The sequence below is a fragment of the Trinickia fusca genome, from assembly GCF_003628145.1.
In the GTDB taxonomy this organism is placed as follows: domain Bacteria; phylum Pseudomonadota; class Gammaproteobacteria; order Burkholderiales; family Burkholderiaceae; genus Trinickia; species Trinickia fusca.
On sequence record NZ_RBZV01000020.1, the window covers coordinates 34096 to 44467 of the forward strand.

The following is a 10372-nucleotide window of genomic DNA, read 5'->3' on the forward strand; positions in this document are numbered from 1 at the left end:
GACACAGGCCGTACGAACCAGGAGAGCGACACCCATGACAGCCCCCTCATCGGCCGAAGGCTTGCTGGCCGGCAACCGAACGACGCTGGAAGGCTACGAAGCGCGCCACTTCGGTTGGTCGCTCGCCGACGGTGTAGCGACGATCATGCTGAACCGTCCTGAGCGCAAGAATCCGCTCACGTTCGAATCGTATGCCGAGCTGCGCGACCTCTTTCGTCGGCTCGCCTATGCGACCGACGTCAAGGCCGTCGTGATTCACGGGGCCGGCCAGAACTTCTGCTCGGGCGGCGACGTGCATGAAATCATCGGGCCGCTCGTCAACTTGCCGATGCCTGAACTGCTGTTGTTCACGCGCATGACGGGCGACCTCGTCAAAGCGATGCGGCACTGTCCGCAGCCGATCATCGCCGCCGTCGACGGCGTCTGTGCCGGCGCGGGCGCGATCGTCGCGATGGCTTCCGACATGCGGCTCGGCACGGCGCGCAGCAAGCTCGCGTTCCTGTTCACGCGCGTGGGCCTGGCCGGTTGCGACATGGGCGCATGCTCGATCCTGCCGCGCATCATCGGCCAGGGGCGCGCGTCGGAACTGCTGTTTACGGGCCGTTCTGCGAGTGGCGAGGAAGGCTACGCGTGGGGCTTCTACAACCGTCTGTGCGAGCCCGCTCAGCTCGTTGCAGAGGCCACTAAGCTGGCCCAGGAAATCGCCGCCGGCCCCACGTTCGCGCATGGCATCACGAAGAAGATGCTGCACCAGGAATGGAGCATGAGCGTCGACGAAGCGATCGAATCCGAGGCACAGGCGCAGGCGATCTGCATGGCAACGCGTGATTTCGAGCGCGCTTATCACGCGTTCGCCGCGAAGACACGCCCTGTGTTCCAGGGGGACTGACGTGAACATGACGACAGGCGACAACGCCGCCGCGCTCGAATGGCCGTTCTTCGAGGACCGGCACCGCACGCTGGCCGCACAGGCTGACGCGTGGTGTGCCGAGCATTTGCCGGCGCTAGCGCCGCTCATGCACGAACGCTCGAGCGTCGACGAAGCGTGTCGCCGCCTCGTGCGCCTACTCGGCGAAGCTGGATGGCTGCGATATGGCGTCGGTGGCACCGCATACGGCGGGCATGGTGACACGATCGATACGCGTGCCGTCTGCCTGTTGCGCGAAACGCTGGCCAAACATGCGGGACTGGCCGACTTCGCACTCGCGATGCAAGGGCTCGGCTCGGGCGCCATCTCGCTCGCCGGCTCCGACGAGCAAAAACGCCGTTACTTGCCGCACGTGGCGAACGGTACGGCTATCGCGGCGTTTGCATTGTCGGAACCCGAGGCGGGCTCGGATGTAGCCGCCCTCGCATTGGCCGCCCGAGACGACGGCGATGCCTATGTACTCGACGGCGAAAAGACGTGGATCTCGAACGGCGGTATCGCCGACTTCTATGTCGTCTTCGCGCGTACCGGCGAGTCACCCGGCGCGCGCGGGGTCAGTGCGTTCATCGTCGACGCCGACACGCCGGGCCTCACCATCGCCGAACGGCTCGACGTGATCGCGCCGCATCCGCTCGCCCGTCTGCGCTTCGACGGCGCGCGCGTGGCCAAGACGCAGCGGCTTGGCGTTGCGGGTGAAGGATTCAAGCTTGCGATGCGCACGCTCGACATCTTCCGCACATCGGTGGCCGCCGCTTCGCTGGGCTTCGCACGGCGCGCGCTTGCCGAAGCGCTGGCGCGCGCGTCTTCGCGACAGATGTTCGGCCAGACACTCGGCGACTTTCAGCTGACGCAGGCCAAGCTCGCGCAGATGGCGCTCACGATCGACAGTGCGGCGCTGCTCGTCTACCGGGCTGCCTGGCTGCGTGATCAGGGCCGCAGTGTGACGCGCGAAGCGGCGATGGCGAAGTGGCATGCGAGCGAAGGCGCGCAGCAAGTCATCGACGCAGCCGTGCAGATCTGGGGCGGCAAGGGCGTGCAAAGCGGTGTGACTGTCGAACAGCTCTATCGCGAGATTCGTGCACTGCGCATCTATGAAGGCGCCACCGAGGTGCAACAGCTCATCGTTGGTCGCGACCTGCTGAAGGAATACGCGGCAACTGCACCGGTTCAGCAAGGACGAGCCGAATGAACGACACCGCTCCGCCGATTGTTTTCGAACGCCCCGTGCGCATTCGGTTCGCCCATTGCGACCCGGCTGGTGTCGTTTTCTTTCCGCAGTACCTGACGCTCACGAACGGCCTCGTCGAGGACTGGTTCACTGATGAGCTCGGCGTCGATTACGCCAAGATGATCGGTGAGCGCCGCATCGGGTTACCGATCGTCAAGCTCGATTGCGATTTCTCGCGGCCCAGCCGCATGGGCGAGACGCTGACGTTCTCGCTTGCGCTAGCTGCTGTTGGGCGCAGCTCGATTCGCATCGTCATCACCGGGCACGGTGGGGGCGAAGTTCGGTTTCGTGCGATGCAGGTGCTCGTCACGATGTCGATCGACACGGGTAAAGCGATTGCGCTGCCCGACGACGTGCGTACGGCGCTCGCGCGCATTGCGCCGGTAAGTACTCCTACCGTTTTTGGGGATGAACGCTCATGAAACGAACGCTTTTGCCCGAGGGATGGGTCAAACCGCGCGGCTACGCCAACGGTATCGCCGTACGTGGCACGCAAGTGTTCATCGCGGGGCAGATCGGCTGGGACGAGGCTGGACGCTTCCACTCGAATGAGTTCGCCGCGCAGGCGAGACAAGCTTTGGCGAACGTCGTCGCCGTGCTCGATGCTGCAGGCGGCAAGCCTGAGCACCTTGTACGCATGACGTGGTACGTCACCGACAAACGCGAGTATCTCGCCGCGCTGAAAGACATAGGTCAAGCATTTCGCGAGCTGATCGGCAGCTACGACATCGCGATGAGCGCTATTCAGGTTTCGGCGTTGATCGAAGACCAAGCCAAAGTCGAAATCGAAGCCACCGCCGTGATTCCCGACTGACACCGGAGCGAGCCATGCACCCGTCTGCCCATGTCGATACCTTTGCGCGAGACAACCTGCCGCCGCAAGATCAATGGCCGGTGTTGATGCTCGATCACCCCGATGTCGATTATCCGGCGCGATTCAACTGCGCGACGGAGTTGCTCGATCGCACGATTGCGGCGGGGCATGGCGAGCGTATCGCGATCTGGTCCGATGATGGTGGCACCCCGCGTGGTACGACCTATCGTGAACTGCTTGCGATGGCGAATCGTTGGGCGCATGTGCTCGTCGACGAGTTCGGCTTGCAGTCAGGCAATCGTATCTTGCTGCGCGGCCCCAATACGTTGCAAATGGCTGTGGCGCTGCTGGCGAGCTTGAAAACCGGGCTGGTGGTCGTGCCGACGATGCCGCTGCTGCGCGCCAAGGAGCTCAAGCAGATCATCGACAAAGCGCAGATCAGCGTCGCGTTGACCGATGCGCGGCTCATTGACGAGCTTGAGAAGTGTCGCACGCACGACAGCGAATTTTTTTGTCCCCAGCTCAATCAGATCGGTCTGTTTCATCACGATGCGGCCGATTCGATGGATGTGCTTGCAGCGAGTAAGCCGGCGCAATTTGATGCATGCGATACGGCTTCAGATGATGTTTGCCTGATTGCGTTCACGAGTGGCACGACGGGCGCGCCGAAGGGCTGCATGCACTTTCATCGCGACGTGCTCGCGATGTGCGATCTGTTCCCGCGGCACATTCTGAAGCCTTGTGCCGATGACGTGTTTTGTGGCACACCGCCGCTTGCGTTCACGTTCGGCTTGGGAGGCTTGTTGTGTTTTCCGCTGCGTATCGGTGCGTCGGCTGTGTTGATCGAGAAGCTCACGCCAGAGACATTGCTGCAAACGGTCGAGCGCTTTCATGCGACGGTCATGTTCACCGCGCCGACGTTCTATCGGCAGATGGCCGCGCTGGTGCCGAACTTCGACATCAAGAGTCTTGCCAAGACGGTGTCGGCCGGCGAGGCCTTGCCCGACTCGACGCGCGAACTATGGCGTCAAGCGACCGGCATCGAAATGATCGACGGCATCGGTGGCACCGAGATGATTCATATTTTCATCTCTTCGGCCGCGGCTGATGTGCGGCACCATGCGATCGGCAAGGCTATTCCTGGGTACGTAATCGCTGTTGTCGATGATGATATGCAGCCCGTGCCTGCAGGGACGATAGGGAAGCTCGCCGTGCGCGGGCCGACTGGCTGTCGTTACCTTGCTGATGAACGGCAGAAGCGATTCGTGCGCGATGGGTGGAATCTGCCTGGCGATGCAGTGTATGTCGATGAGGATGGGTACGTGTTTTATCAGGCGCGCGCCGACGACATGATCGTTTCTGCGGGGTACAACATCTCGGGGCCTGAGGTGGAGAGCGTGTTGATGCAGCACGAGGCCGTCGCGGAATGTGGGGTGATCGGCGTGTCCGATGAAGAGCGTGGGCAGATCGTGAAGGCGTTTGTCGTCGTCAAGCCAGGGGTGGTGGCCGACGATGCGCTTGTTGCGCAGCTGCAGGCGTTCGTTAAGGAGAACATCGCGCCGTATAAGTATCCGCGTGTGATTCGGTTTTTAGATGCGCTGCCGCGGACCGAGACGGGGAAGCTCAAGCGGTTTGCGTTGCGGGGGATGTGAGGGGAATCACAAACAAGCATGCGGAAATAATTTTTAAGACCGAATTATTCATACTGAATTCAGCACACATATTCAAAGAGAAATATCTTAATCATCAAGGTAACCGACGAGCCCTAAGCCGTCGATCGACGTTATGCCACTTTTCTGCACAAACTCGCGCTTCGGGCTGGCCGCATATTCGGTGAGCAAATCGGCAAGTTGGTGAGAGTGCGTAACAACCACAATCTGTGTGCGGCGTGCTGCTTTTGCGATGACGGCGGCCAGTGCCCCGTACAGATCAGGGTGTAGGCTGGTTTCCGGTTCGTTAAGCGCCAGGAAGGGAGGCGTACGATATGACAACAACGCAGCCACGAGTGCCAGAAACCGGATCGTGCCATCCGAAAGCTCGACCGGCGAAAAGAGCCGCTTCGGGTGTTCACGATAGCGCATGCCGAATGTCGCCGTGTGTCCAGGAACAGGAATGTCGATTTGCGCGCCAGGAAACGCACCCGAAATTGCTTGATCCAGGTCTGCGGTGTCGCCCCTCGTGTGGGCCAGCGTGGCAAAAACGGCCGCAAGATTTGCGCCATCCGAACTCAAAATAGGACTCGTCACCGCCAGGCACGGCTGCCTAAGCGGAGACTGTTTGTCGGCGCGAAACTCGTGATAAAAGCGCCAGTTACACAAGGTTTCCCGCACCGCGTACGCGAGGTAATGATCCCGCGGACTACGAATCTGCGACAGCGCCGTCTCTGACGGCAGAAGGTCATACTCCGTGCTGGAGACGCCTTGCTCGATCCCGGTCATAGAGACAAGGGGCCCTTTTCGTTCGAGAAGGCAGTATTCTCGGCCTCGATGCAGATGGACCAATCTCTCGGCCTTCACCTCTGGTTCGAATAGAAATGAAGCCCCGAGCGCTTGGCCGTTCTGCTGCGCTGTTAGTCCAATCGTAATCTCGTAAATACAGGTCATGTCTGGCTCACCAGCATCGGACAGCACTGCCTTCAGGGTGATTCGCCTCGCCGCCCCAGCGCCACCAGATGCCCCGGAAAACAGGACCGACTCCATGCCGCCTTCTGCCATCACTAACTCAGAGATGGTATTCGTTGCCGCGGCATACAGCAGCTTGATCGCGTTGTAAAAATTTGTCTTACCAACACCATTTTTTCCGATTAATACATTCATCTCATCTAGAGGAACGCTGATCGATTTAATCGATCGATATCCAGAAACATGGAATCGCGTTAGAGCAAATCGTCCCATATTCACCCCACACCAGCACACTTCACTTCAATCAAGCCGAAAAGCAATCATTTCAGCCAATCAGACCACACTGAATAATTGCCAGCATGCTGTCAGATGACGGAAGGCACCAAGAACGAGCAGAAAATCAGAACGATCTGATCTGCGTTGCAGCGAAATTCTCCTTTACGAACAGGCGGTCGAAATTTGGTATGAGGTTAAAACTCTCAACACTCCAGCCAGTCAAAGAACGGTTCGACGTCACACAAGCGCACGCTTAGGCGCATGCCAAGAAGGCTGTGTGATTCATGGACATAGCAGTGCGTGGGCCGACTGCCTGTCATTACCTTGCTGACGACCGGCAGGCGCGATTCGTGCGCGATGGGTGGAGTCTGGCGATACGGTGTATGTCGATGAAGATGGGTACGTGTTTTATCCAGCACGCGCCGACGACATGATCGTTTCTGCTGGGTACAACATCTCGGGGCCTGAGGCAGAGAGCGTGTTGATGCAGCACGAAGCGGTCGCGGAATGTGGGGTGATCGGTGTGTCCGATGACGAGCGTGGGCAGATCGTGAAAGCGTTTGTCGTCGTCAAGCCAGGGGCGGTCGCCGACGATGCGCTTGTTGCGCAGTTGCAGGCGTTCGTTAAGGAGAACATCGCGCCGTGTAAGTATCCGCGTGTGATTCGGTCTTTAGATGCGCTGCCGCGGACCGAGACCGAGACCGAGACCGAGAAGCTCAAGCGGTTTGCGCTGCGGGGGATGTGAGGCGTGTCGTTGATGCGATCCTCCGCATCTAGCCGGGATGCAAACAGGTTCGCCCTACCCGTTTCCCTGGTGGCAGCAGGTCCGAGAACTTTACACAGAATTATGCAGTAGCCATAATTATGGCGCTCACATAATTTCCCGTAAATCATGAGCTTCACTTACCACCGTACCGAGCTGGCTGCGGGTATGGCTCGCCAACTGCTCCACCCTGGCCCCCTGGAGCAGACGCTTCAGTCTGGTCTCTTCCTCTCCGGTCCGCGGCGGGTGGGCAAGACGACCTTTCTCAAGTTCGACCTGATCCCTGAGCTAGAGAAACAGGGCGCTATCGTCATGTACGTGGACCTCTGGGCTCAGCCGCAAGCGAATCCCGCGGACCTGGTGGCGGGGGAAATCAGCAAGACGCTGAAGGACCTGAGCGCGCCGCATTCGACCATCCTGTCCAGGCTGAAAGCGGTTTCCCATCTCGAAGTGGCCGCCGGCGGCTTCAAGTTCGGGCTCAAGCTGGACCAGCTTGGCAAGCCGGAGGGGACGACGCTCGCACAGGCGATCGTGGAACTGGTCGATCAAGCTCGTGCCAATGTCGTGTTGATCATCGACGAGGTTCAGCACACCCTCGGCACGCAGCAAGGCAGCGACTTGCTGTTTGCGCTGAAGGCTGCGCGAGAAGCGGTCAACAAGCGCCCCGACACGCCTGGCCGGTTCATCTTCATCGGAACCGGATCCCATCGTGCGCAAGTGCAGGAGCTGGTAGTCCGGGGGAACCAGGCATTCCAGGGGGCTGAATCGCGTGAATTTCCGGTTCTTGGACAGGATTACGTCAAATTCATGCTGGATCAATCGGGGCCACAGCTTCAGGATATGGCGCCCTCACTTCCGGCTGCGTACTCGGCATTCCAGCAGCTTGGTTGCAAGCCTGAAGAACTGACCAAGGCATTGCAGACATTGCGCGCGGCCGATGGCAGTATCCCGGCTGACAAGCAACTGCCCATTATCGTCAAGACACTCATGGTGTCCGCGGGAGACATTGAACTTGCCCGGCTCGAGCAACTGGGCAGTCTCGCGGGCGAAGTATTTTCGCGCATTTGCGCGGCTGAGGACTCCGCCAAGGGCTTGTATTCCGCAAAAGCGCTGGCCGACTACTCGCGAGCGCTGGGCCGGGATGTAGGGGCAACAGATGTCCAGGCGGCACTGCTCGCGCTGTCTGATGCGAATCTCGTTATGCGAAAAGATCACGGCCGCTACGAGGTAACCGACCCGTTTGTGAAACAGGCCCGCAGGGACCAGCTGCTTTTGCTGGCGTCGGATACTCCGGGCCTACCGACGCAGGGAGATCAGCATGGCCGAGGCTGATGAGGATAAGCAGGTCTGCTGGCAGTGATCCATGACGTGGAATAGCCGAATCGCTATCGCATGCCGTCTCGCCGCATCATGAATGTTTCGGTCCGGGGACCGTGCCACTTCGTGACTTCTGCCTCGGTCATCAGCTTGGACGATTTGAGGATAGGGCTTACCACCACGTACAGACGGTCTGGATCGGGGCCGTACATATACAAATAGCCATCGTTACCGTCAATGTGAAGTTCGGTCTCGCCGAGTTCGCCAACACCGGCACGCTTTATCGCACTTTTCAGCCGATTTTCAAGCATGCGAACTCGCGGCAAATCTTTGGGGTAGTAATCGAAATGGACCATCATCGCGGGTCCGGGCGGCTTCGCTGGTTGCTCCGAAGCCGCTGCGCTACCGGCGAGCAAGACGACGCACAAAAAAGTGATGAATGTTCTTCTTCTCGACATGATCAGCATCTGCAAAGGCAATAGGGTGCATTTGATCTCAAAGCGGAACCACTAGTGGTGTGCACCCGGTCGGGGACAGGCACGCACGACGAGTACGGCGTCGCGCCGCCGTTCAGCACACGCAATCATCGGGTGAGCCGCCAGAGTCTCTCACCCCCGCCGACTTTTTCGATTACGCCGATCGACTCGAGATCCGTGAGTGCCTGTTCGCACTTGGAGTAGAGCTTGACATCATCGTTGAAATTATTTTGCGTCGAAATGATGTATTCACACATTCTATGAGCATCTATTACATCACCCTTCAAGATGTGATCATGCATATCAACCACGACGCCGTCTCCATTAACGAATCGAAGGCCAACACCGTGCCTCGTATAGGCCCACTCCATGTCCAGAGCACGGATATGACCACGACGAGGCAAATTTGTTAGATATTTCCAATCGTTGGCTGCCACGTTCCTTCTAACGAATTCGCTTTGTAGCGCAGATTGCAAACGAACGAATTCGTGCACCGCCCTAGCAAAATCACTTCGAATTAATATTGACATCGATTCAACCTCTCCGCCTTGGCCATATCGGCTTCTTCCTTAAGCTGCTCGGCCTCTTCTGGAGAGACTTGCGCAACGTTTACAGGAACCTCGGGAATGCCAGCCTTCATGGCAGCCTCAGCGCGATGATGCCCGTCGACTATTACTAGCTTCCCATCTCCAACGTCGGCCGCCTCCACCGGCGGGAATGCCCCATAGCCGCCCTGCGCGCGCATGGCAGATGCATATCGCTTCACTTTGTTGCCCGTCATCTCACTCGGGCCTTGGCGGGACTGCAACCGCCTTGGATTGACCATCATCGGGCATGTTTTGTTCAGCCCCAGCGGATCAATCCAGCCGGTCGAGGCTGGCGCATATTGATACAAATTGAAGCCGCCCGAAAGTTTGATCGGGTCCACGGAAATGAACCGTCCGACGCTCGCATCGTAATACCGATGCCTGTTGTACGCGAGCCCCGTCTCGTCGTCCAGTTGCTGGCCCTGGAACCTCAGCGGATTCTTCGGTGCAATCCCAGCCGCCTTCGACGCTCGCGCGATCACCTGCTGCGCCTCGCCCCACGCCTTATAGGAGGCTTCCCAAACCACCTCGCCCAGCTCGTCCGTCATCATCAGCGGCGTGCCAATCTGGTCGCAATGGTAGTAGAAGACGTGCGCGTCCGAGGTACGCTGCGGCACTTGTCGTAGAGGGTCTTCCTCTGGGACGTAGTGATCATCGGGGTGCCACACCAGCGTCGGGATGCCGTGTACGGCGTCCGCAACGAACTGCACGAGCGGCACGAATGAGTCCGCTTCGTAGACGTAGTGCGTCACACCCTCTTCGGTGGTCTCGTAAGCGAGCGTGTCGCCGTCCCACCCAAAGACGGTGCGCGTGCCGTTCACGTCCTTTGCGATGCGGCGACCCAGCGCGTCGTAGTAGTACCGCGCCTCGCTGCGGCGCGTCGCTTCTTCTACGCGTGCTGCGTGCAAGCGGTTGAAGGCATCCCATTCATAACGCTGCTCGCCTTGCGCGGAACGCCGATGGATCAGGTTGCCGCGCGCATCATAGGCGAAGTGCATGCCCGCGTAGGCTTTCAGCAGATTGCCCAGCACCTTCGGCACTTGCGCGGGCAGCGTGCTGTCTTCCCGGGCATAACTCACGGAAGTACGCGTCCCGGCCGTCGCGGGCGGGTCCACAATATTGCTGGCCGGATCGAACGCAAAGCGCTCACGATCGACCGGACTCTTGGCTTCGATCAACCGCCCGATCGGGTCGTAGCGGTAATCCGTATAGCCTTGATACCGATCCTCGATCTCCGTCAGCTGCCCCGCCGCGTCGTATCGATATTTGCGCTCGGCCAGCGGCATCGGTGCTCGCTCGCGCTGCACCGTGCGCCGAATCATGCGGCCCGCAGCATCATATGCGGTGCTCTGCGTGAGCCTG

Annotated in this window: 10 protein-coding genes and 1 pseudogene; 7 read left to right on the forward strand and 4 right to left on the reverse strand. The window is 59.5% G+C overall.

Features of this window, described 5'->3' with window-relative positions:
- The first annotated feature begins 34 nt into the window (after positions 1 to 34).
- Genes D7S89_RS25950 through D7S89_RS25970 form a run of 5 tightly spaced genes read left to right on the forward strand, consistent with a single transcriptional unit; the run spans position 35 to position 4622 of the window.
- Complete coding sequence (locus D7S89_RS25950; protein WP_121281745.1) at positions 35 to 889, forward strand: enoyl-CoA hydratase family protein; 855 nt, start codon at positions 35 to 37, stop codon at positions 887 to 889.
- 7 nt (positions 890 to 896) lie between these two features.
- Positions 897 to 2117, forward strand: coding sequence for an acyl-CoA dehydrogenase family protein (locus D7S89_RS25955; protein ID WP_121281757.1), 1221 nt, complete (start codon positions 897 to 899; stop codon positions 2115 to 2117).
- Positions 2114 to 2578 (forward strand): acyl-CoA thioesterase, encoded by a 465-nt coding sequence (locus tag D7S89_RS25960; protein WP_121281746.1) that lies wholly within the window; start codon positions 2114 to 2116, stop codon positions 2576 to 2578. Before D7S89_RS25955 ends, D7S89_RS25960 begins: the two co-directional genes overlap by 4 nt.
- The gene (locus D7S89_RS25965; RefSeq protein ID WP_121281747.1) at positions 2575 to 2970 is read left to right on the forward strand and encodes a RidA family protein; all 396 of its coding nucleotides are present in this window, start codon (positions 2575 to 2577) and stop codon (positions 2968 to 2970) included. Before D7S89_RS25960 ends, D7S89_RS25965 begins: the two co-directional genes overlap by 4 nt.
- 14 nt (positions 2971 to 2984) lie before the next feature.
- On the forward strand, positions 2985 to 4622 hold the full coding sequence (locus D7S89_RS25970; protein WP_121281748.1) for an AMP-binding protein: 1638 nt from the start codon (positions 2985 to 2987) through the stop codon (positions 4620 to 4622).
- Between the two features lie 87 nt (positions 4623 to 4709).
- On the opposite strand, the gene D7S89_RS25975 is transcribed toward D7S89_RS25970, so the two are convergent.
- The gene (locus tag D7S89_RS25975; protein WP_121281749.1) at positions 4710 to 5864 is read right to left on the reverse strand and encodes an AAA family ATPase; all 1155 of its coding nucleotides are present in this window, start codon (positions 5862 to 5864) and stop codon (positions 4710 to 4712) included.
- Between the two features lie 293 nt (positions 5865 to 6157).
- Between D7S89_RS25975 and D7S89_RS25980 the strand changes: the two are divergent.
- Both D7S89_RS25980 and D7S89_RS25985 read left to right on the forward strand, forming a co-directional pair.
- Positions 6158 to 6612, forward strand: a pseudogene (locus D7S89_RS25980) (AMP-binding enzyme); the annotation flags it as partial.
- A gap of 147 nt (positions 6613 to 6759) precedes the next feature.
- On the forward strand, positions 6760 to 7962 hold the full coding sequence (locus D7S89_RS25985) for an AAA family ATPase (RefSeq protein WP_121281750.1): 1203 nt from the start codon (positions 6760 to 6762) through the stop codon (positions 7960 to 7962).
- 53 nt (positions 7963 to 8015) lie between these two features.
- Here D7S89_RS25985 and D7S89_RS25990 read toward each other — a convergent pair whose 3' ends face one another.
- The 3 genes from D7S89_RS25990 to D7S89_RS26000 all read right to left on the reverse strand — a co-directional run.
- Positions 8016 to 8414, reverse strand: a complete 399-nt coding sequence (locus D7S89_RS25990) for a hypothetical protein (protein WP_245983315.1) — start codon at positions 8412 to 8414, stop codon at positions 8016 to 8018.
- 116 nt (positions 8415 to 8530) lie between these two features.
- Complete coding sequence (locus D7S89_RS25995) at positions 8531 to 8953, reverse strand: DUF6896 domain-containing protein (RefSeq protein WP_425470917.1); 423 nt, start codon at positions 8951 to 8953, stop codon at positions 8531 to 8533.
- Positions 8941 to 10372 (reverse strand): RHS repeat-associated core domain-containing protein (locus tag D7S89_RS26000; RefSeq protein WP_183085349.1); only part of this gene is annotated, 1432 nt, incomplete at its 5' end. The genes D7S89_RS26000 and D7S89_RS25995, both read right to left, overlap by 13 nt.

Bases quoted from the DNA above. Each gene is read 5' to 3' on its own strand.
- D7S89_RS25950 (WP_121281745.1), top strand. From the start codon at position 35: ATGACAGCCCCCTCATCGGCCGAAGGCTTGCTGGCCGGCAACCGAACG.
- D7S89_RS25955 (WP_121281757.1), top strand. From the start codon at position 897: ATGACGACAGGCGACAACGCCGCCGCGCTCGAATGGCCGTTCTTCGAG.
- D7S89_RS25960 (WP_121281746.1), top strand. From the start codon at position 2,114: ATGAACGACACCGCTCCGCCGATTGTTTTCGAACGCCCCGTGCGCATT.
- D7S89_RS25965 (WP_121281747.1), top strand. From the start codon at position 2,575: ATGAAACGAACGCTTTTGCCCGAGGGATGGGTCAAACCGCGCGGCTAC.
- D7S89_RS25970 (WP_121281748.1), top strand. From the start codon at position 2,985: ATGCACCCGTCTGCCCATGTCGATACCTTTGCGCGAGACAACCTGCCG.
- D7S89_RS25975 (WP_121281749.1), bottom strand. From the start codon at position 5,864: ATGGGACGATTTGCTCTAACGCGATTCCATGTTTCTGGATATCGATCG.
- D7S89_RS25985 (WP_121281750.1), top strand. From the start codon at position 6,760: ATGAGCTTCACTTACCACCGTACCGAGCTGGCTGCGGGTATGGCTCGC.
- D7S89_RS25990 (WP_245983315.1), bottom strand. From the start codon at position 8,414: ATGCTGATCATGTCGAGAAGAAGAACATTCATCACTTTTTTGTGCGTC.
- D7S89_RS25995 (WP_425470917.1), bottom strand. From the start codon at position 8,953: ATGTCAATATTAATTCGAAGTGATTTTGCTAGGGCGGTGCACGAATTC.